Genomic DNA, 20,235 nt, shown 5'->3' on the forward strand with positions numbered 1-20,235 from the left:
TTAGACGGACGTCGGAGTCGAAACACTCGTAGCTAACGGTTTCCAATCATCCCTGGTCGGCTTCGAAATGATCAAGCGCGTCACGCTGATTACGGCTTCGATTGCTCTTGGGTGTCTCGCCACCATAGGCCCGGTGTTAACCAGCCTTTACGTCGCCGACAAAGACGTCGAAAGCCGCGACCGCGAAGAACTGCGCGAGTTTGCAAACAAGGCGGTCATGCGCACGGATCTGGTGACGTATCAGGCATTCGCCGCGCTCTCCGACCTCGACCGCATACCCGGCCGGTTTTGCTCGCAGGCGAAACTGGAACAGGCTGCACGCGTGCTTTACAACTACCGCTACGTCCAGGACGCGGGGTCGTACGGCAATGGGCGCTATCTCTGCTCGCCACTGCTTGGCGATGTACGCACAGAGCATTTTGCGCTGTCGCCGCCGGACTATCGCACCAACGATGGCTACCTGATCTGGTTTCAACAAAAGAGTCCATTGAGCGAAGTACGCAAGGACATTCAGATCGGTCGAAGCGGAAATTACGTCGCGATCGATTCCGGGTCTTACGTCGATCTCATCGATCCCGCGCGGCGCCCCATCGCGGCGATTCAGACCACGACCGGTACGCTGCTGGCCATATCGCCTGGGGCCGATCCCGACGAAATGCTCAACGCGTGGAAGCACGACGGAAACGTGAAGAGCGACCAGTGGTATTACGCAGTTGCTCGTTCATCGACACGTCCAGTTGGTGTTGTCGTCAGATCCGCGCGCGGCAGTATCGCGGGAGGCTGGCCCAAGCTGCTGGCTGCCTGGCTCTCGATCGGCGTCATCGTGGGCGCCGCGCTGGGCTGGCTCGCCTACCGGCGGGTCACGCGGCAGCTATCGTTTCCCGCCACGCTCGAATGGGCCATTGCGCGCCGCATGATCGATGTGGTTTATCAGCCCATCGTCAATCTCGCGGACGGCAAATGCATGGGCGTGGAAGCGCTGGTGCGCTGGACACTGAATGGAAGGAGCATCTCTCCCGAAGTCTTTGTGCGAGTTGCCGAGGATAACCAGCTCATCCAGCCGCTGACCGATCTCGTTCTGGAAAAGACCATCGCGCAACTGGGCGCTTTGCTGGCGGCCAATCCCACTTTTTACGTCTCGATCAACGTAAGCGCCGAAGATCTGGCCACCTTTCGGTTCCTGAATCTGCTTAATGCCTCGCTCAACGGGACTGGCATCGCACCGATGCAAATCCGGATAGAGGCAACGGAGCGCAGCTTCATGAATGCGGACACCACGCGGGGCGTGATTGCCGCTTTCAGGTCGGCGGGCCATCCGGTCTACATCGACGATTTTGGAACGGGCTACTCTAGCCTCTCGTACCTCCAGACCTTCGAGATCGACGTCTTGAAGATCGATAGATCTTTCGTCGATACAATTGTTCAGGATACCGCATCGAGTGTCGTTGCTCCTCACATCATCGCAATGGCACATGAACTGAATGTGGAAATCATTGCGGAAGGCGTCGAGTCGGCCGCTCAGGCCGCGTGGCTTCGGAACAAGGGCGTGCAGTATGCGCAAGGCTGGTATTACGCGAAGGCGATGGCGGCCAATGAACTCACGCGCTGGCTTGGCCAGAATCGCGCCTTGCACGAGAAAGCCATGTTCCCCGAAAATACGCGGGAAACAACGTAGCAAGTTCACGACGTTGTGCCCAGAACCCCGCCCCGTGCCAGTTACCCAGAAAAGGAGTGCACCATGGCGACCCTGTCACTTTCTAGCGGTACAACCATCGATGAGATTGCGAATCGCATCTATCGCATCTCCACACCGGTCGAGATCCCTGGGGGTGGATTCTCCTTCAACCAGTATCTGATCGACGACGACGAACCCCTGCTATTTCATACCGGTCTGCGCAAGCTGTTTCCAATCGTGAGGGAAGCAGTCGAGCGCATCATGCCAGTCGACCGTTTGCGCCATATCGGCTTCTCGCATTTCGAATCCGACGAATGCGGCGCGCTCAATGAATTTCTCGCTGTCGCGCCGCGTGCAGAGCCAGTATGCGGCCAGATTGCGGCCATGGTTTCGGTTGGCGATTTTGCCGACCGGCCGCCACGTGCGCTCGCTGATGACGAGACGATCTCGCTGGGGCAGCACAGCGTGCGTTGGCTTTATACGCCGCATCTACCCCACTCGTGGGAATGCGGGTTCCTCATGGAAACCACGTCGGCAACGCTGCTCTGTGGCGACTTGTTTACTCAAGGCGGTTCGCATCCGCCGCCGCTCGTCGAGAGCGACATCCTCGAACCGAGCGAAGCCTTCCGTCACCAGATGGATTACTTCTCGCACACCACCAACGCCCGCGCGATGCTGGAACGGCTCGCGGCATTGCAGCCGACCACGCTCGCCTGCATGCACGGCAGCGCCTGGCGCGGCGATGGCGCGGCCTTGCTGCGCGCGCTCGCCGATAGCGTCGAGCGCGGCTAGCTTCACTTTCCTCACTTTCGTGCGGGAGGCTGCGGATTATTGGCAGGGTTCGTGTCGAACCGGCTCACCGCTTCGATACCCACCTTGCCCGCGAGGGCCGATAGCCGCTCGTGCAGCCAGTCGGCTGTTTCCTTATCGTAGACTTCGGCGCCTCGGACGTACACCGTAAACGACTTCAGATACTTCGCCTTTTTCTCGGGGTTATCGATCGTATCGTTCGTCCACTGGTACAGCGGATAGCGGTCCCGGCCCGCCCTCTCCGCCTGCGCCACATAGTCGGCGAATGCATCGTACTGGCACTTCAACGAGGCGCTGCGCTCACGCAGGACCGCTTCGAGTAAATCGCGCCCTTCATGTGGAGTGCATGCGCGCAACGCTTCGGCCAGCTCGGGCATAGCGGTAATCCGGATCTGGAATTGCCAGGTCTCTGTCATGTCCATCTCCTGAGGTGAGGGCTCTTCGTATTAAGGACCCCGGCCGCGAAGCACTCAAAAAAAACCCGCGCCACAGTCATTCATATCGAACGACCAGCAACGCGGGGTTTTACAGCATGTGGAAGCAGCGGCCAAAACAAAGGCCGCCCAACCACCTTACTTCTTCTCGTCCTTGATCTGCGGCAGCGCCGAAGCCTCACCCGGCGTGAGCAGACCGACTTGCGAATAAATACGCAGCTTGTCGCGCGTATCGGTAATGTCGAGATTACGCATCGTCAGTTGACCGATACGATCGCGCGGCGAGAACGTCGAAGCCACCTTCTCCATCGACAGACGTTCCGGCTGATACGTGAGGTTCGGCGACTTCGTGCTCAGGATCGAGTAGTCGTTGCCACGGCGCAGCTCGACCGTCACTTCACCCGTGATCGCGCGCGCGACCCAGCGCTGTGCCGTCTCGCGCAGCATGATCGCCTGCGGATCGAACCAGCGGCCCTGGTACAGCAGGCGGCCCAGGCGACGGCCATTCTCGCGATACTGCTCGATGGTGTCTTCGTTATGAATGCCGGTAACGAGGCGCTCATAAGCGATATACAGCAGCGCCATACCCGGGGCTTCGTAGATGCCGCGGCTCTTCGCCTCGATGATGCGGTTCTCGATCTGGTCGCTCATGCCCAGACCATGACGGCCGCCAATGCGGTTCGCTTCGAGCATCAGCTCGACCGCATTCGGGAAGGTCTTGCCGTTCAGCGCAACCGGCTGGCCTTCCTCGAAGCGGATCGTGACTTCTTCGCGGTCGACCTTGACGTCGTCGCGCCAGAACGCCACGCCCATGATCGGGTTCACGATCTTGATGCCCGATTCGAGGCTCTCCAGATCCTTGGCTTCGTGCGTCGCGCCCAGCAGGTTCGAGTCCGTCGAGTAAGCCTTCTCGGCCGACATCTTGTACGCGAAGCCCGACTGGCGCATGAACTCCGACATTTCCGCGCGGCCGCCGAGTTCGTCGATGAACAGCTGGTCGAGCCACGGCTTGTAGATCTTCAGATCCGGATTGACGAGCAGGCCGTAGCGGTAGAAGCGCTCGATGTCGTTGCCCTTGTAGGTCGAACCGTCGCCCCAGATGTTGACGCCGTCTTCCTTCATCGCGGCGACGAGCATCGTGCCCGTCACGGCGCGCCCGAGCGGCGTGGTGTTGAAGTAGGTGACGCCGCCCGTCGAGACGTGGAACGCGCTGCTTTGCAGCGCCGCGATGCCTTCGGCCACGAGCTGCGCGCGGCAGTCGATCAGGCGGGCGCCTTCGGCGCCGTACTCCGTCGCGCGGCGCGGGATCGAATCGTAGTCGTCCTCGTCGGGCTGGCCGAGGTTGGCGGTATAGGCGTACGGCACGGCGCCCTTCTTGCGCATCCAGTGCAGCGCGGCGCTGGTGTCGAGGCCGCCCGAGAACGCAATACCTACTTTTTGACCAACCGGAACACTTTCAAGAATCGTACTCATCGACAAAACCCGTTAATGGAGGACATTGACCAGGCGCATAGTTTACCCGATGCGCGACGGCTGGACCCTTGCTCCGGTAGAAATCGTGCCCGGCAGCCCCTTTGAAGTGCAGCAAGAACCGGGATGAGGCGAATTCATCGCATTGTTTTCATAATTTTTTCGTCATAAATACAAATTTTTCCGAAGGAATTCAGAAGAAGTCATGTGTTTTCCACCCCGATCGATTAAACTGATGACGCATTTCTGGCGCCAACGCCAAAGATCGACGCTGGAATGCGGCATAATTTATTATCATTAACTACAGATTTTTTCGCGTTGTCGCGAAGAAATCATGATCCGCGACAGCATGGCCAGCAAATCACTCCAGCGGCTCATGGAAAGCGTCCCGCGCGGGCAGCCGCTTGATCCCCAGATGCTCCGCGACTGCGGTGTAAGCGCCCAGCAGACCACCTACCTGGTGAGCGCCGGGTGGCTGCAACGCCTGTCGAAAGGGGCTTATCTCCTTGCAGGCGACACGCCTGCGCGCGACGGCGTACTCGCGTATCTCAGCCGGCATGTGACGGGCCTGCATGTCGGCGGCAGAACAGCACTCGATTGGCAAGGCGTCCACCACAATGTGAGCTTTCGCGAACGTGTCGTGCTCTGGGCCATGCGTCCCCACGTGATGCCGGGCTGGGTCGACGAACATCTGCCCCACACGCTGCAGACGACACGCCTGTTCGATGACAGTCTGCCGGAAGGCTTCGCAATCTCCGCGCTACCGAACCGGGATCCCTCGATCCTCGTCGCCGAGCCCGAGCGCGCGCTGCTTGAACTCGCAAGCGATGTCGGCAAACGCCTCGCGAAAGGACAGTCCCTCGAAGAGGCCATCCAAATCGCGTCGTCATTGCGCAACCTGCGTCCGAAGGTACTGGATACCCTGCTCTCCCACTGCACGCGGGTGAAGGTCGTCAAACTGGTGCGAGATCTCGGAGAGACCAGCGGCTTTGCCTGGGGTAAAGATCTGCAACGCCACGTCGACAGACTGGGTCCCGGAAAGCGCTGGACCAGCAGCCGCAAAGGCATGCCTTCGTTGAACCTGAAGGCATGAGATGCTCATTTCCAGGCAGCAGCACTTTGATATACAGCCACTCAGGTCCGCATCGTTTCATCTGTAGGCCGGGCTGCATGGTGAAACAGTTACAAGATAAGTATTGACGCTGGCAGCAACCTGCAGTTACCGTGTCGCTTCAAGTTCAAGAAGTTCGATTGCTGTTCATCAATTGCTCGCTCCTCAGCGGTATTCGTTGTCCTCTCCCTCCTTGATGCTTCACGCGCTCTTTCGCAGAGCAGATTTTTCTATTTTTCTTCAAGGATTCTTCATGGATACCGGTATCGTTAAGTGGTTCAACGACAGCAAAGGCTTTGGCTTCATCGCCCCAGACAATGGCGGCGACGATCTATTCGCGCATTTCTCGGAAGTCAGCGGCGACGGCTTCAAGACACTCACTGAGAACCAGAAGGTCAGCTTCGAAACGAAGCGAGGCCCGAAGGGTCTGCAAGCAGCTAACATCAAGCCGCTGTAAAAATTGAAGAACCCGGTCTTCCGCGATGGACGCCGGGTTTAGCGACACCCTCGCGGAGATTTGTCTCCTGAAGTTGGCACGGCCGCTTAGTTGCGTCTGTTGTCTGCTTATTCAGCAGATCGCCAAGCGCAACGCGCCTCGTTGAGCTCCCATCTCCCCTCCGGCTGAAACGCCTTTCTTCGCGTTACGACTGCTTCAGATTCGGCTCGCAATGGCTTTGAATCGGCGCAAGCGCGCACATCTCATACGGCGCGCACTCGAACACCATTAAAATTAAAATGCACAACAAACTAATTCAACAATACAACGGCTATGCCGTCCAACCGTCGGCGCATCGTTTGCCTGACGGCAGTTATTCATCCAACCTGCTGCTCGAACGCACCGATTGCGCACGCGCCGAAGGGCGCTACCAGTTCTATTCACTCGATTACTTCACGAGTGAAGAACAAGCGCTGCAGCACTCGACGCGCTGGGCACGCAACTGGGTCGACACGCGCGGATAGAAACGGTGTTGCCTGGGATGCCTAACGACGATAGCTCTGCTTCCTGACCCGCGACGCGGTTCGCCCCGAACCGCCCTGCATCAGATGCCGGGTCGCAGACCTCCCGCCGCTTCCAATCATGCGAGCGTTCGCTGCGCAATGCTCGCGACTTCTCGCCCGGGCGAGGCATCTCGAATGATGTTTCGCTTGCTACTCTCGACCCAGTTTGCCGGCTTCATAGAAGAACAACGGCGATGAAAACATTCGCTGTACAAACAGGGCAATGGGTGTAGCATGAAAGCGTTGATTGACCCACAGCCCTTCTCTGCGCCTCCCCGGTCGTTTTTTTCGGCGGACTCGGGCCGCTCACTTTCATCGCAGGCCGAACAACACGGCCGATCACGTGAAGACTGAACTCAGTCGCTCACACTCTTTTCCGATTTGTCGCGCATTGACGCGGCCTCAAAGGCATTTCATGAAAACGGGTTTCCGTCTCTACCGTGGACTGGAAGTTTATCCACTCGTCTATCCACATCATGCCACCGAGCCCGGCGGTGGGCACAACTACGACGAAGGGTTCGACGCTGCCGTGCGTATCCAGGAGCCGGAAAGCGCTGGCGAAGCACCCCGTAGCCGCGTATTCCGGCTTGCGGTGACGAGGCCCTTCCAGACCGCCGGCGACGCGCGGCGTGCGTCGACTGCTTATGCCGAACACCTCATCGACTCCTGTTCCCGGGACACGAATGTCCTCGATCTGAAGTTGTGATTCGCAGCGCACTGCATGCCGGAACCTGTCAGCACACGTTCGCGGCAGGCCACGCAGACAACGCCGGAGGTTTGACATGGACAGAGCTGATCTCTTGAAGTGGATTCGACGCGACGGTTCGGGACTTGTCGACCGGTTTCTGCCGTCAGGGGCCCGAGCCGAACTCGAAGAAGTTATCCTCGACGGTCGCCACGAGATCGATGCCGATGCTTATCTGATGTTTGTATCGGTTCGCGAACTGCTGCGCAAGGACGGCATGGCCAGTTGCGATTCCGATCGCGAGGCCGGTCAGATCATGGCCCTGCTGAACGCGTGACGCGACCCATCCAGCGACCCGACGCTACGCAGGGCTGACGGCGAAGGACGCTCCGGCAAGTCCCGAAGCGTCCGCATCAAAGCGGCAACGCCGCATTTAATTCCCCACCCTTGCCTCCACAGCCTGCACAGCCGGCTGCGCCATGCTCCCCTCCTGCGCCAGTGCCCATTCAAGCCAGCGCGCGCGGTGCGCGAGCACCAGCATGAATGCGAGCGCCGCGAGCCCACCGAAGGTCGCAAAGCCCATCTGGTAGCTGCCCGTGCTTTCCCGCGCGATGCCCATGATCACGGGCAGATAAAACCCGCCAATGCCGCCGGCCGCGCCCACGATGCCCGACATCAGGCCCGTGCGGCCCTGCCAGCGGCGCGGCACAAGCTGGAACGTCGCGCCGTTGCCGAGACCGAAGCACACATAGGTAAGCGCGAGCAGCGCGATGCCCGCGCCAAGCGGCGGCATCCACGCGGCGAACGCGAAATCGCACAGCGAAATCGCCGCAAGCAGCAGCACCAGCGCGCGCACGCCAGAGATGCGGTCGGCGATCAACCCGCCAACCGGACGCACCATCGCGCCGGTGAGCGCAAGCAGCGACATGATCACGCCGGCTTCGAGTTTGGGCACCTGATAGAGCGACACCAGCAGCGTCGTCACGTACGACGACATCCCCACAAAACCGCCAAACGTGATGCTGTACACGAGCATGACGACCCAAGTGTCGCCTTCGGCGAGCACGCCGCGATAGTGGCGCGGCAGCACGGCGATCGCGAGCAGTGCGCCCATTACGGGCAGCAGCAGCACGCCGGTCTTGCCGGCGCCGAACACGCCCGCATGCACGGCGAGCACGAGCGCGATCAGGCCCGCCAGCGCGATGCAAAATGCGCGCAGCGCCTCGCGCGCGCTGCCCGACTTCTCGCCGAGGTCGCGGGCCCAGAAGCACACGGCCATGGCGGCGAGGCCGAGCAGCGGCAGTGCCGCGCCCGTGGCGCGCATCCAGCCATGGCTATTGGCGAGCCCCGGGAACAGGAAGCCGTCGAGCACCGCGCCAATGTTGCCGGCGGCGGCAAGCCCGAGCACGAGACCTTGCACCTTCGGCGGATAATTGCTGCCCGCCATCGGCAGCGCCACCGCGAAGCTCGCGCCGCCCACGCCCAGCAGCACTCCGAGCACGAGCAGCAGCGTATAGGACGGCGCGCCAGGCATCAGCAGCAGCACGAACGCGGGAATGGCCGAGAGCGCGATGCCCATCAGTGCGACCTTGCGGCCATCGCAGGCCTGGTAGAGGTTGCCCAGCGTCACGCGCAGAATGGCCGCGCCCAGCACCGGCACCGCGACCAGCAAGCCGAGTTCGGCCGGCGTCATCGCAATGTCCTTCTGAATGAACGGCGCGAGCGGGCCGAACATCACCCACACCGTAAATCCGGTGTCGAAATACAGAAAACACGCCACCAGCGCGCGCCAGTTGCCACTCTTCAGCGAACTCAAAAGATCTTTCACGAGGCTCTCTCCAGGTAATGCGTCTGTGCGCGCCAGCGGCGCCCGGTTCCATTTACTTCGCAATCCGACATTTCATTTGTTGGCGGCACGGGCCATAAAAAAAGCGTCCCGAAGCGCCTCCGCATGAAACTAACTCGCTTCATGGGATGCAGCCTCGGGACGCCTTTGCCCCGCCTTGCTCGTAGTCGCCGCCTGCAATCGTCCCGCGTGTGCGGGGCAAACTGAAATCACCGAGGCCGTCGTTGGCCCCGCGGCGTATCAAGCAATCCGCATGCCAACGACGAAACAGGCGCCAGAGGCCCGTTCTGCGGCTGTCACGCGGCCGCGCGTCCACCAACCCTGTGCGATCGATGAAAACTGTTGGTGCACCGCAGCGTAGCCACGCACCAGAGCCGGGCGCGCGCGTCCTCAGGCGACCTATTATTTGACTGGAGCGAAGTGCTCTATATGGGTCGGGAACCGCCATTCATCCCGGCCAGGAAGGAGGCGCATCATGAAACCCGCCACCTGGATCTTGCTGGGCACGCTGGCCTTCGTCGCTTTCGCCGTATGGTCCGAAAGCGTCGCGGCAAGCACGCCGAAACCCGCTGCCGCGCCGGTAATCGCCATCGTTTCCGGCACGTGGGGCGCGAATTGCGGCGCGCCGCGCGGCAACGTCACGCGCGATCTCGCGCGGCGCTGTAACGGTCTGCAGACCTGCGGCTACGTGCTCGACGCGCGGACGATGAGTTCGTCGACGTCCAGAGCCAACGAAGCACTGCCATCGCCGCAAAACGCAACGGCTTCCGGAACCTGCCACGTCGACTATCGCGCAAGATGGCGATGCGGCAACCGCGAAGTTCATGAGGCTGCGCTTGGTGCCGAAGCGGCTCCAGGCGATACGCTTGTGCTCAGTTGCGTGCACGAAGATGGCCCGGGGCACTGAGGCCCTTGCCATCCACCGCCATCACGCGTCAGCCTGATAGCGCCTCAGCCGTTGCCGCCTGCTCGATGTGCGCGGCAAAACCACTGCTTCCTGGCGCGATCTCATCGCGCAGTGTGAGCGCCGGAATCTCGTACGCTCCCGCGTTCTGCGGGCGAAATGCAATAGGCGCGGCGCTCCAGAGCGTGTCGAGCCGCTCGCCCAATGCGTCGCGCGTGGCCACGAAGCGCGTTTCGTCCATGCGCCCCGTGCGATAGACGAGGAACGGCGGCAAAACGTCGAAGCCCGGGTAGTACAGCACGCCGTGATGGATCGGGAACAGGATGTCGTCAATCGGCCCGTTGACGCCGCGCGCGCTGTAATGCGATTCCCAGCCGCCCGCCGTCACCAGCAGCATCGCACGCTTGCCCGCGAGCGTGCCTTCGCCATATCGATTGCCCCAGCGCCGGTCGGAATGCTCTCCCACGCCGTACGCGAAGCCATAGGCGTAGACGCGTTCGATCCAGCCCTTCAGGATCGCCGGCATCGAGAACCACCAGAGCGGAAACTGCAGAATGACCGCATCGGCCCATAGCAGCTTGTCCTGCTCGCGCGCGATGTCCGCGCTCTGCGTGCCGCTCTCGAAAGCATGTTTCGAATCGACGGAGGGATTGAACGGCGCAGCGGGATTGCGAGCCGGCGCATCCCGCGCGTCGAGTACGGCCTTCCAGTCCATCGCGTAGAGATCCGAAACTTGCACCGCGTGGCCCGCCTGCGTGAGGCGCTCGATCGCGAAGTCCTTGAGCGCGCCATTGAGCGAGCGCGGCTCCGGATGCGCGTAGACGATCAGTACGTTCATGCTGAAACTCCAATGGTTGAATCGGTCAAGTGAACGACCCTCAGCATAGGAGCCTGCCTGCTATATTTGAAATGAATATCGGCAATGACAGGTATTACCGTGAATAATTTGCGCCGTCTCGATCTCAATCTGCTGGTTACGCTCGACGTGCTGCTCGCGGAACTCAATGTCACACGCGCGGCCGAGCGCCTGAACTTCTCTCAGCCGGCGGTAAGCGTCCATTTGGCGAAGCTGCGCGAACTCCTGGGCGACCCGCTGCTGCTGCCGGGCCCGCGCGGCATGCAGCCCACGGCGCGCGCGCTGGCGCTGCGCGAGCCTCTGCGCGAAGCGCTCGAAGCGCTGGAGCGCGCGGTGGCGCCCTCGACCCCGTTCGAGCCGGCCACCGCGCATCACACCTGGCGTGTGGCCGCTACCGACTACACCGAATCCACGCTCGTCCTGCCCGCACTGCGCGCCTTGCGCATGGCGGCGCCGCATACGCGCCTCGCGATTGTCGAGCTCGTGCCGCCGCGCATTGCCAAGGCATCGGAACAAGGCGAGATCGACCTCGCCTTCCACATCTCCAGCGACGCACCCGAGGGCCTGCGCCAGCGTGTGCTGTTCAAAGAGCGCTACGTACTCGCGGGGCGCGCGGGGCATCCGCGGCTCAAGCGCCGCCCCAGCCTCAAGCAGTTTTGCGAGTTGGAACACGTGATCGTCTCGCCCGATGGAGGCGGCTTTCGCGGCGTGACGGACGAAGCGCTCGCGAACATGGGACTCACGCGCCACGTAGTGCTCTCCGTGCCGCATTTTCTGTTCGTGATGTCGGCGCTCGCACAAACCGATCTTGTGGCGCTATTGCCCTGGCGGCTCGTGCGCGACAACGCCGCGCTGAAAACCGTGGAGATGCCCATCGAAGTGCCAGGTTATGAAATTTGCATGCTGTGGCACGAGCGCGTGCATCGCGATCCCGCTCATCAGTGGCTGCGCGAACAGATCGCGGCTTCACTCTGAGCGCAAGCCACGTCAATCGAAATTCGATTGGTATCCGAACAATGTTTGCAGCCTTCCCGGCATCGCAATAAAGTCAATACGCATAATATCGCTTCAACTGCAATGTCCCTCACGCTCCTTACGTACGGCAACGTACATTTTTTAAATTCCACTGCCCTCAATGGCATTCCTGTTTTCTAGAATTCATGGATATCGGCGTGGCGCAGTCCAGACTGGATATGCGTGCCCGGAGTGCAAAAAAGGAGACGTGGCGATGACTGACGACGACATTGTCGACTACGTGCTGAGGTTCGAAGGCGGCTTCACCAACAACCCGGAGGATCATGGCGGCCCAACCAACTTCGGCATTACGGCCGCCGACTATGGCCGCTTTCTCGGGCTCAAAGGTCCGGCGAGCGCGGAGCAGGTCAGCAATATGTCGCGCAACAATGCAATCGCCATCTACAAGCGCGATTACATCGCCCAACCGGGGTTCGGGCCCATCATGGACGGCACGGTCAAACTCACGGTGGTGGATGCCGGCGTGTTGTTCGGCACGTCGCGTTCGACCCGCTGGCTGCAGCAGGCGCTGAATATCAAGGTCGACGGCGCAATGGGCGCCGATACGCTGGGTGCATTGTCCGCTTGCACCGATCTGCCGAAACTTGCGCGCGCGATCCTCGCGTTGCGGTTCAGCGCCATTGCCGATATCGTCGCAAAAGATCACTCACAACTTATATTTCTGCGCGGATGGGTCAGTCGCGCTACATCGCTTCTCGACATGCTTTGAGACAGACCGATCATGGCCGATACCTCCACCAGCAACGACCTGGCGCAAATCGCCAGCGCCGTCCGCTCTGCTTCTCCGAGCCTCGCGCAAGCGCTCGGCGGTCCCTCCGCAGGCATTGTGGTCGCGGCGCTTGGACGTTGCCTGCTGCAGGACGTGCAGGCGAGCCCTGACGACATACTCTCGGCTTTGAAGAAAGGCGATTCTGCGACGCAAAACGCCATTCTGGCTGCGGAGGAATCTTGTCAGCTACGCTTGCGAGAAAGCGGCAGCGGGCTCGCGCAACTTTCTCCTGAGGTCGCGCAGGCCCTCATTGCGGACGACGGGCAAAGCACGCACGAGAAATATGTTGACATCGAAAATGCACGCGCGCGCCAGATCGCCTCACATGACCTCACCAATTCGATATTGGCGTATGGGGTTAGCATTGGCTTTTTCGCGATCCTGATTGCCCTGATGTTCTTTGGCGACAAGGTGAATACACTCTATAAAGACCTGTTGTACACATTGCTGGGCGTGGTTGGAACCGGCTGGGCCAACGTCATCGGCTTCTACTTTGGATCTAGTGCGGGCTCGGTTCAAAAGACCCAGGCGCTAACGGCAGTGATTACTGCGCGGCAACAACAACAGCAGTCAACTTCAGGACCGCCGCGCTCGAAGCCGGCGGCCTGACTTTCATAAAGTCCTAGTGATGGGCATACAGTGGCAGGAAAGGATCTTTTGCGCGCGGTGCGCCCTCGCTCGTTGGCCGCGATGAATCCGGCGCGTGCGGTTGCGGGCATTGTGGAATGCTTGTGCGAGGCGCAGACAGGCTCAGAACCTTGGTGAAATCATTCGCGGCCTTTACGCGCGCCGTGAAGTTCAATGCGCCGCCAAGCCCAAGCACGGCGTCCGTGGTCTTCAGGATCGACGTATGATCGTACAGCGTGTGGTCGATCGTGCCGGCAGGAACGAAAGGCGAAACAACGATCGCGGGCACCCGCACTCCAAGCTGGTTGAATGCAAACTTGTGCGTGTTCAGCGCAGGATTGTCGGTCGAGCCCGGCGCGACCGCTGCGGGCGGCGTCACATGATCGAAAAATCCGCCATGCTCGTCGAACACGATCAGCAGCACGCTATTGGGCCACAGCGCTGAACCGCTAATGGCGTCGTAAACCTGTTTGACCAGCGCTTCGCCTTTGCAAACATCGCAGGCCGGATGCATCGAATTCCCATTGCGGAAGTCATTCGTGGCATCGTAGGTGGGCTCGATAAAGACGAATTTCTCCGTCACCTGCCCTGCCGCGAGTTGTGCCAGAAACGTGTGCATCGAAATAAATCGATTGAGCGAATTATGTATGCCGGCAATCCCTCGGGTCTGCGCGACATCGCCCTGCACGACGAGCCAGTCCGATGGCTGCAATGCCGAAAATATCGTGCCTGCCGGAAAGTTGAAAATGGGTGCATTCGTAAATACGGCCTGAAAAACTTGCCCCGCGCCTGGCGAATGATCGAGCCCGGACGACGTGCCCGCGACTGCAAAGAAGCGGTTGGGCCACGTGGGTCCGGGCATGGACGAAAACCAGTTGTCGCACACGCAGAACTGACTCGCCAGAAAGTTCAATACCGGCAACTGATCAGGCGTGAACACGCTGAAGGCATCGGCAACCGTATCGGAGTGGTCTTCGTACGTTGCGGCAAAACCCGTGTTAGCCGTGGCCGACGCCAACGGCGGATATTTGCCAGCCGCAAGAACGAGCGAATCGTTAAGCACGGTGGTCCCGCTGGCGACCTGGAGCCCGCATAACTGGACACACGCATCGGTGAATTCATGGCCGGGATCGAAGCCCAGCGCGAAGGGCGAGCCGTGTCCTAACGTGTATGGGGTTCCGGTTCGCCCGTAGTTGATAATGGGCTCTGCCGGCAACCCATTGGCCGTAGTGGCGCCACCGCCCGGCAGCGTGCCGGTAAAGTTGGAAAGGCCAAAGATGCTGTCGTACGAGCGGTTCTCCAGCATCAGGACGAATACGTGTTCGATCTCTGGCATAGGACTACCTTCAGGCTCGGTGTTGACGCCCATCTCGCGACGGGCTGGGAACAATGAACGGTTCGTGTACTCACACAACTCGCCAATTATGTGCGCTTTCGAACTGTTCGGTCAAAGAGTGAGGTTTCAGAGAGAAGCGGATGGGCAGGACGATTTGCATATTAATTTCTGAAACAGACCATGCATTTTCCCAGGCTGCCAGCGTCTTCACACATAAACAAATCTATTAAAATGACGAGACACCCCAAAGCTATATAACCGAGTCGCAGCATCAGGATGCAAACGGCCAGGCTCGCACGTTTGCGATCGTGAGCACGGTCGATATCGCGCCCGCGCCAAGACCGGCATCGCACCTGATCTGGACAGGCAATGTGCCCATTCTGCCGATTAGGGGATTTCCCTCATCTGGTGTAAAAACAGACGACGGAACCTAAGATTCAAAAAGGCTGCTCCGTCCGTCTGAAGATGTTCCAGAAGACGAGGGAGCAGCCGAGTTTGAGAAATGCTTCGTGAATGTCGGCCCAACGTTCGAAGCGAATGCGAAGACGACGGAAGTTGTGAAGCCACGCATGGGTACGCTCGACAACCCAGCGGAATTTGTCTTCCGCCAGTCGCGCGACCGTCTCCAGCAGGTTGAACCCGAACCAAATCCCAATTTTTTCGAGACGCCGCACCAGCGGATAACGTTCTTGAGTACGAACAGGATTCCGTTCAGTGCAGCTCGGTTCGAAACCGGCAACCGGCCTGGATACTTCTCGCGCCGCGGTTTTGGCGTCGGCAGCAATGGCTCGATCAGTGCCCACAGTTCGTCATCAACGGTCGGCGCGCCCATCCTTGGCTCCATGCGCGCTGACCTTCAGCTATGAAACCAGGGTATCGACACGTCTACTGTTGGAGTTGATCCAGGTCAATCCGCGCGTTCCTTGCGGTGCTTGAATCAACGTGCAAACAGGAGGAGCGACCATGATTCCCCGTTCCGTCAAGGCGCCGACGATTCCGATTCCGTTCCACAAGTTGCTGAAGGTGGTGGCAATCGTTGACCGCGGTGATCCCGATACCAAAGAACTGCTCGACTGGATTGCCGCAGAAAACATAAGCGTTGAGGTCACCGACAACGCCGCGCGAGATTTCGATGAAGACGCAGACGTTGGCGCTTATATCGTACGAGTCGACGGAGAACACCTTGAGCAGGCGCGTAGCCTCGCGTTTGGCGTGCGCTCGATCGGTTTTCATATCCCGCTCTGGGCGTTGGCCAACACCCATCGCATCACCGACCTCGTAGTGGCGGGCGGGCTCGGCGAAGTCGACGGCTATATCTACCTTGGCCAGCAGACCCCCGCCTTCTACGCGAAACAGGTGGCTGCAAGTCTTGTGAAGTACGGCATGTCCCTGCTTCCCCCTTTCTTTGGAGGGCTAGTCGCCTACGACGCAGAAGCCAATATCGCGTTCGACTGTCCCGGACATCAGGGCGGACAGTTCTATCGGAAATCACCGGCGGGACAGCTCTTCTTCAAGCACTTCGGTGAAAGCATCTTCCGCAATGATCTTTGCAACGCGGACGTCGATCTCGGCGATCTGCTGATCCACGAAGGACCGGCGGCGGATGCCGAGCGTCACGCCGCTGAGGTATTTGGTGCGGACCAGACCTATTTCGTGCTTAACGGTACCAGTACGTCGAACAAGATCGTGACAGGTGCCGTGTTGCGACGCGGCGACCTGGTGCTGTTCGACCGTAACAACCACAAGTCCGTACATCAGGGCGCGCTGGTGCAGGCCGGTGCCATTCCCATTTTCCTGCCAACTGCACGCAATCCTTTCGGCATGATCGGCGCGGTCGACTGGGACGCATGGGACGAAGACTGGCTGCGCGAGCAGATCCGGGTAAACCCGCTCGTGAAGGATCCCGCGCGCAGCAGCGCAGACCGGCCGTTTCGGCTCGCATGCATCCAGCTCGATACCTATGACGGCACCATCTACAACGTGCGCAAGGTGCTGGAGAAAATAGGACACCTGTGCGAATACGTGCTATGGGACGAGGCATGGATCGGATACAACGCGTTCCACCCGCTGTTCGAAGACCACAGTCCGATGCGTCTGAAGCAATTGGCGCCCGATATGCCGGGACTGTTTTCGACGCAATCGGTGCACAAGCAGGGCGCCGGCTTTTCACAGGCATCACAGATTCACAAACGCGATGAACACATCCGCGGCCAGAAACGCTTCATCGAACACAGGCGGTTTAACGAATCGTTCCTGATTCATGCGAGCACTTCGCCTTTCTATCCGCTCTTTGCCTCGCTCGATGTAAACGCGAAGATCCATGAAGGCAAGGCAGGCGAGATGCTGTGGGACAGTTGCATCGAACTGGGTATTGAGGCGCGCAAGAAGTTGCGCGAATTCGTGCACCACTACGCGGCCACGGGGCAGTGCACAGAAGAACAGTGGTTTTTCGATCCCTTCGTGCCCGACGTCGTGACGCTGCGTGATTCGAGATTCATGAAGGACGTCGAGAACATGGCCTGGGAGTCGTTGCCGACAGACGTCATCAAGCGCGAGCAGCAATGCTGGGCATTCGATCCCGATGCGGCATGGCACGGCTATTCGGGCTACGCGAAAGGTTACGCGATGGTGGACCCGAACAAGCTCACGCTGCTGACGCCCGGGATCGACAGAAAGACGGGCGGCTATCTGAGTTTCGGCGTCCCGGCAACCGTCGTTGCCAACTATTTGCGCGAGGAGGGCGTTGTTCCAGAGAAGTGCGACCTGAACAGCATTCTCTTTCTCATGACACCCGCCGAGGATGAAAGCAAGCTCAACACGCTTATCGCCCGGCTCGTCAGGTTCAAGAACCTCTGGGATCGCGACGCCGCGCTGGAGGAAGTGCTGCCGACATTGTACGCCGCGCATAGCGCCCGATACGCAGGGTACACGCTGCGTCAGGTGTGCAACGAGATGCACAACTTCTACCGGGAATCCAACGTAAAGGAATTGCAGCGGCTCTGCTTCCGTGCGTCGAGCTTCCCCGAACTCGCAATGTCGCCTGAGGCCGCTTACGAGTCGCTTGTTGCAAACGACGTTGACTACGTGCCGCTCGATTCCGTTTCGGGTCGTATCTCCGCGACGCTTGCGCTGATCTATCCACCAGGAATTGGTGTCGTCTTGCCGGGTGAGCGTTGGGACGAACGCGCGCAACCCATGCTCGACTATTTCATGGCATTTCAGGAATCGTTCAACCGCTTCCCAGGCTTTAACTACGAAGTGCAGGGCGTGTTTCAGGAACGTGAAGACGGGCGCATCAGGTTCTATACGTACGTAGTGCGCGAATAGAGGTAACAACCGATCAGGACGAGGAGAATCACCATGTCTGATCAACCCAAAAAGATGAACGTCATCCAACTGACCTTCATCGTCACGGTGAACATGATGGGCTCGGGCATCATCATGTTACCGACCAACATGGCAAAGGTGGGCGCGATTTCCCTGCTGTCGTGGCTGGTGACGGCTATCGGGTCGCTGGCTATTGCTTATGGCTTTGCCGAAGCGGGGTTGCTGAATCAGCGCGCAGGAGGAATGGCGGCCTATGCGGAGGATGGCTATGGCAAGGACGGCTACTTCCAGGTGTTCTTCCTGTACTTCCTGTCGATCGCGATCGCGAATGTGGCGGTCGCAAGTTCAGCGCTCGGCTATCTCGCGGCGTTCTTTCCTGTGCTCACGTCATCGCCCGTCGCTACCTGCATCGGCGTGATCGCTCTGCTGTGGCTCACTACCGTCGCGAACTTCGGCGGACCAAAGGTCACGGGGCGCATTGGAGCGGTGACCGTATGGGGCGTCATCCTGCCCGTCGGATTCATCTCGATCGCGGGCTGGTTCTGGTTCCACGGCGGAACATTTGCCGCAGCCTGGAATCCCAAGGGGGTCAGCCTGCTCGAGGGCATGGGTTCGAGCATTTCACTGACCCTGTGGGCGTTCCTCGGCATGGAGTCGGCAGTCCAGAACTCATCGGCCGTCGAGAATCCCAAGCGTGATGTCCCGCTCGCGTGCATGTTCGGCACACTGGGCGCGGCGGTGATCTATATCCTGTCCACGACAGCCATTCAGGGCATTGTGCCCAATGCGGACCTCGCCGCATCGACGGGTCCATTCGGCCTGGCCTTTGCGCGCATGTTCAACCCTGCAGTCGGTTCGATCGTCATGGCGCTTGCGGCGCTGGCATGCGTGGGATCGTTGCTGGGATGGCAGTTCACATTAGCCCAGACCGCCAAGGATGCGGCGGACAGCAGAATGTTCCCAAGCATTTTCGGCAAGGCGAACAGCATGGGCGCACCTATCGCAGGCATGGTCATCATGGGCGTTGTCCAGTCGCTGATGGCGCTGTCGACCATCTCGCCCAACCTCAGTGAACAGTTCGCCGCACTTGTCAATCTGGCCGTCGTCACCAATGTGCTGCCGTACATCATTTCACTATCGGCGCTGTTCGTGATGATGCGCAACGCCGGTACGACGCCCGCGAAATACCGAGTCACTGCGATCGTAACGGTCATCGCGCTCGCGTACTCGGTCTATGCGATCTATGCGTCCGGCAAGGACGCCGTGCTAGGCGGCATGCTGGTCATGGCGATCGGCTATGTGATCTATGGATTCATGGCGTTCCGCTTCACTTCGGTGACTTCCTCTGGACGCGCGGGCGCGGCCTCTGCGGCGGCTGCACTGGCAATCGCTTTTCTGCTGCTGGCAGGCCTGCTGCCACGGCCAGCCCACGCGGATGAGCCTGCTTCAGCGGGAACGCTGGCGAGAGTCAAACAGTCCGGCACGATCAATCTGGGCTACGTCAACGACGCGCAGCCGTTTTCGTACAAGGACCAGACGGGCCGGATCACGGGGTACACCGTCGCGCTGTGCCAGAAGATCGCCGACGAGATCAAGACCGAAAGTGGTCTCGGCACGCTGAAAGTCAGCTGGGTAGCCGTCACGCCCGAAGCCCGCAAGCGCGCAGTGCAGGAGCACCGGATCGACCTCTTGTGCGGTGACGCCGATACGCTCGCGGGGAGGGCCGGCATGTCGTTCTCCATCCCCGTGTATCCGGGCGGCATCGGCGCGGTCGTGCGCTCCGATGCGCCGGCCGGGCTGAAGGAAGTGTTGTCCGGAGCGAGTCCATCGCATCCCACCTGGCGTGCGGTTCCGGCGCAGCTGATTTCGCGGCAGACCATTTCGGTTATCGATGGTTCGCCCGCACAACACTGGCTCGGCGGCAGGCTTGAGCAGTTCCAGATTACGGCCTCCGTCATTCCCGTCACCGATGTGCAGTCAGGCGTCCGCAGGGTTCTGGACCGGCAGTCGAATGTGTTTTTCGGCGAACGTTCGCTGCTGCTCGCAGTCGCCAACAGTAGCCCGGCGTCCGGCGACCTGACGGTGCTCGATCGTCACTTTACCTATCTGCCCGTGGCCATCGGAATGGCGCGAGGAGACGACGATCTGCGGCTGCTGGTCGATCGCACATTGAGCCGGCTTTTCGCTTCTTCGGAGTTTCCAGCGTTGTACACGAGATGGTTCGGTGCGCCTGATGCGGATACGCGCAATTTCTTCCGTCTCAGTGCGCTTCCCGAGTGAGATCAGCGGACAAAACAAGGTGGCCCCCAGTGAGGCAGCCTGTTTGCCTGGATTCGCCAGCTATCTGCAAG

General features: G+C 60.1%; 18 protein-coding genes and 1 pseudogene. 13 read left to right on the top strand and 6 right to left on the bottom strand.

What is annotated here, in order from left to right:
* Window positions 1-67: 67 nt before the first annotated feature.
* Both NH14_RS21375 and NH14_RS21380 read left to right on the top strand, forming a co-directional pair.
* Entirely contained in the window at window positions 68-1,675 is a 1,608-nt protein-coding gene (locus tag NH14_RS21375; RefSeq protein WP_052148161.1) for an EAL domain-containing protein, read from the top strand.
* A gap of 63 nt (window positions 1,676-1,738) precedes the next feature.
* A complete protein-coding gene (locus NH14_RS21380) occupies window positions 1,739-2,467 on the top strand; it encodes an MBL fold metallo-hydrolase (RefSeq protein ID WP_035528690.1) in 729 nt (242 codons plus the stop codon).
* 11 nt (window positions 2,468-2,478) lie between these two features.
* Here NH14_RS21380 and NH14_RS21385 read toward each other — a convergent pair whose 3' ends face one another.
* Window positions 2,479-2,901 carry a hypothetical protein gene (locus NH14_RS21385; protein ID WP_035528829.1) on the bottom strand — a complete coding sequence of 141 codons (423 nt, stop codon included), beginning with the start codon at window positions 2,899-2,901 and terminating at the stop codon, window positions 2,479-2,481.
* A 156-nt stretch (window positions 2,902-3,057) separates the two neighbouring features.
* A complete protein-coding gene (gene argG / locus NH14_RS21390) occupies window positions 3,058-4,392 on the bottom strand; it encodes an argininosuccinate synthase (protein WP_035528687.1) in 1,335 nt (444 codons plus the stop codon).
* Window positions 4,393-4,738: 346 nt separating this feature from the next.
* On the opposite strand from argG, the gene NH14_RS21395 reads away from it, so the two are divergent.
* The 5 genes from NH14_RS21395 (at window position 4,739) to NH14_RS21415 (ending at window position 7,521) form a co-directional block, all read left to right on the top strand.
* Window positions 4,739-5,482, top strand: coding sequence for a type IV toxin-antitoxin system AbiEi family antitoxin domain-containing protein (locus NH14_RS21395; protein WP_035528826.1), 744 nt, complete (start codon window positions 4,739-4,741; stop codon window positions 5,480-5,482).
* 271 nt (window positions 5,483-5,753) lie between these two features.
* Window positions 5,754-5,957: a cold-shock protein gene (locus NH14_RS21400; RefSeq protein ID WP_035528685.1), complete on the top strand. Its 204-nt coding sequence runs from the start codon at window positions 5,754-5,756 to the stop codon at window positions 5,955-5,957.
* A 278-nt stretch (window positions 5,958-6,235) separates the two neighbouring features.
* A complete protein-coding gene (locus tag NH14_RS21405; RefSeq protein WP_035528682.1) occupies window positions 6,236-6,460 on the top strand; it encodes a hypothetical protein in 225 nt (74 codons plus the stop codon).
* Window positions 6,461-6,914: 454 nt separating this feature from the next.
* Complete coding sequence (locus NH14_RS21410; RefSeq protein WP_035528679.1) at window positions 6,915-7,205, top strand: hypothetical protein; 291 nt, start codon at window positions 6,915-6,917, stop codon at window positions 7,203-7,205.
* A gap of 76 nt (window positions 7,206-7,281) precedes the next feature.
* On the top strand, window positions 7,282-7,521 hold the full coding sequence (locus NH14_RS21415; RefSeq protein WP_035528676.1) for a hypothetical protein: 240 nt from the start codon (window positions 7,282-7,284) through the stop codon (window positions 7,519-7,521).
* A gap of 96 nt (window positions 7,522-7,617) precedes the next feature.
* On the opposite strand, the gene NH14_RS21420 is transcribed toward NH14_RS21415, so the two are convergent.
* Window positions 7,618-9,012 carry an MFS transporter gene (locus tag NH14_RS21420; protein ID WP_035528673.1) on the bottom strand — a complete coding sequence of 465 codons (1,395 nt, stop codon included), beginning with the start codon at window positions 9,010-9,012 and terminating at the stop codon, window positions 7,618-7,620.
* Between the two features lie 493 nt (window positions 9,013-9,505).
* Here NH14_RS21420 and NH14_RS21425 point away from each other — a divergent pair, with 493 nt between their 5' ends.
* Window positions 9,506-9,937 (top strand): hypothetical protein, encoded by a 432-nt coding sequence (locus NH14_RS21425; RefSeq protein ID WP_035528670.1) that lies wholly within the window; start codon window positions 9,506-9,508, stop codon window positions 9,935-9,937.
* A gap of 28 nt (window positions 9,938-9,965) precedes the next feature.
* On the opposite strand, the gene NH14_RS21430 is transcribed toward NH14_RS21425, so the two are convergent.
* Entirely contained in the window at window positions 9,966-10,772 is an 807-nt protein-coding gene (locus NH14_RS21430; RefSeq protein ID WP_035528669.1) for an NAD(P)H-dependent oxidoreductase, read from the bottom strand.
* An 84-nt stretch (window positions 10,773-10,856) separates the two neighbouring features.
* Between NH14_RS21430 and NH14_RS21435 the strand changes: the two genes are divergently transcribed.
* From NH14_RS21435 to NH14_RS21445, 3 genes are all read left to right on the top strand, one after another.
* The gene (locus tag NH14_RS21435) at window positions 10,857-11,765 is read left to right on the top strand and encodes a LysR family transcriptional regulator (protein ID WP_035528667.1); all 909 of its coding nucleotides are present in this window, start codon (window positions 10,857-10,859) and stop codon (window positions 11,763-11,765) included.
* A 253-nt stretch (window positions 11,766-12,018) separates the two neighbouring features.
* Window positions 12,019-12,534: a glycoside hydrolase family 108 protein gene (locus tag NH14_RS21440; RefSeq protein WP_052148160.1), complete on the top strand. Its 516-nt coding sequence runs from the start codon at window positions 12,019-12,021 to the stop codon at window positions 12,532-12,534.
* 12 nt (window positions 12,535-12,546) lie between these two features.
* On the top strand, window positions 12,547-13,203 hold the full coding sequence (locus NH14_RS21445; RefSeq protein ID WP_052148159.1) for a hypothetical protein: 657 nt from the start codon (window positions 12,547-12,549) through the stop codon (window positions 13,201-13,203).
* A gap of 13 nt (window positions 13,204-13,216) precedes the next feature.
* Here NH14_RS21445 and NH14_RS21450 read toward each other — a convergent pair whose 3' ends face one another.
* Both NH14_RS21450 and NH14_RS21455 read right to left on the bottom strand, forming a co-directional pair.
* A complete protein-coding gene (locus NH14_RS21450; RefSeq protein WP_084225598.1) occupies window positions 13,217-14,590 on the bottom strand; it encodes an alkaline phosphatase family protein in 1,374 nt (457 codons plus the stop codon).
* A 404-nt stretch (window positions 14,591-14,994) separates the two neighbouring features.
* Window positions 14,995-15,389 (bottom strand): annotated as a pseudogene (locus NH14_RS21455) (transposase).
* 131 nt (window positions 15,390-15,520) lie between these two features.
* On the opposite strand from NH14_RS21455, the gene speC reads away from it, so the two are divergent.
* Both speC and potE read left to right on the top strand, forming a co-directional pair.
* Window positions 15,521-17,884 (top strand): ornithine decarboxylase, encoded by a 2,364-nt coding sequence (speC, locus tag NH14_RS21460; protein ID WP_035528665.1) that lies wholly within the window; start codon window positions 15,521-15,523, stop codon window positions 17,882-17,884.
* A 33-nt stretch (window positions 17,885-17,917) separates the two neighbouring features.
* A complete protein-coding gene (gene potE, locus NH14_RS21465) occupies window positions 17,918-20,164 on the top strand; it encodes a putrescine-ornithine antiporter (protein WP_035528663.1) in 2,247 nt (748 codons plus the stop codon).
* Window positions 20,165-20,235 lie beyond the last annotated feature (71 nt).

This window comes from Paraburkholderia sacchari (assembly GCF_000785435.2).
Taxonomy (GTDB): Bacteria; Pseudomonadota; Gammaproteobacteria; order Burkholderiales; family Burkholderiaceae; genus Paraburkholderia; species Paraburkholderia sacchari.

Coding starts and splice junctions, on each gene's coding strand:
- potE (WP_035528663.1), top strand. CDS start 17,918: ATGTCTGATCAACCCAAAAAGATGAACGTCATCCAACTGACCTTCATC.
- NH14_RS21430 (WP_035528669.1), bottom strand. CDS start 10,772: ATGAACGTACTGATCGTCTACGCGCATCCGGAGCCGCGCTCGCTCAAT.
- NH14_RS21415 (WP_035528676.1), top strand. CDS start 7,282: ATGGACAGAGCTGATCTCTTGAAGTGGATTCGACGCGACGGTTCGGGA.
- NH14_RS21450 (WP_084225598.1), bottom strand. CDS start 14,590: ATGGGCGTCAACACCGAGCCTGAAGGTAGTCCTATGCCAGAGATCGAA.
- NH14_RS21410 (WP_035528679.1), top strand. CDS start 6,915: ATGAAAACGGGTTTCCGTCTCTACCGTGGACTGGAAGTTTATCCACTC.
- NH14_RS21380 (WP_035528690.1), top strand. CDS start 1,739: ATGGCGACCCTGTCACTTTCTAGCGGTACAACCATCGATGAGATTGCG.
- NH14_RS21375 (WP_052148161.1), top strand. CDS start 68: ATGATCAAGCGCGTCACGCTGATTACGGCTTCGATTGCTCTTGGGTGT.
- speC (WP_035528665.1), top strand. CDS start 15,521: ATGATTCCCCGTTCCGTCAAGGCGCCGACGATTCCGATTCCGTTCCAC.
- NH14_RS21440 (WP_052148160.1), top strand. CDS start 12,019: ATGACTGACGACGACATTGTCGACTACGTGCTGAGGTTCGAAGGCGGC.
- NH14_RS21425 (WP_035528670.1), top strand. CDS start 9,506: ATGAAACCCGCCACCTGGATCTTGCTGGGCACGCTGGCCTTCGTCGCT.
- NH14_RS21395 (WP_035528826.1), top strand. CDS start 4,739: ATGGCCAGCAAATCACTCCAGCGGCTCATGGAAAGCGTCCCGCGCGGG.
- argG (WP_035528687.1), bottom strand. CDS start 4,392: ATGAGTACGATTCTTGAAAGTGTTCCGGTTGGTCAAAAAGTAGGTATT.
- NH14_RS21445 (WP_052148159.1), top strand. CDS start 12,547: ATGGCCGATACCTCCACCAGCAACGACCTGGCGCAAATCGCCAGCGCC.
- NH14_RS21385 (WP_035528829.1), bottom strand. CDS start 2,901: ATGACAGAGACCTGGCAATTCCAGATCCGGATTACCGCTATGCCCGAG.
- NH14_RS21435 (WP_035528667.1), top strand. CDS start 10,857: ATGACAGGTATTACCGTGAATAATTTGCGCCGTCTCGATCTCAATCTG.
- NH14_RS21400 (WP_035528685.1), top strand. CDS start 5,754: ATGGATACCGGTATCGTTAAGTGGTTCAACGACAGCAAAGGCTTTGGC.
- NH14_RS21405 (WP_035528682.1), top strand. CDS start 6,236: ATGCACAACAAACTAATTCAACAATACAACGGCTATGCCGTCCAACCG.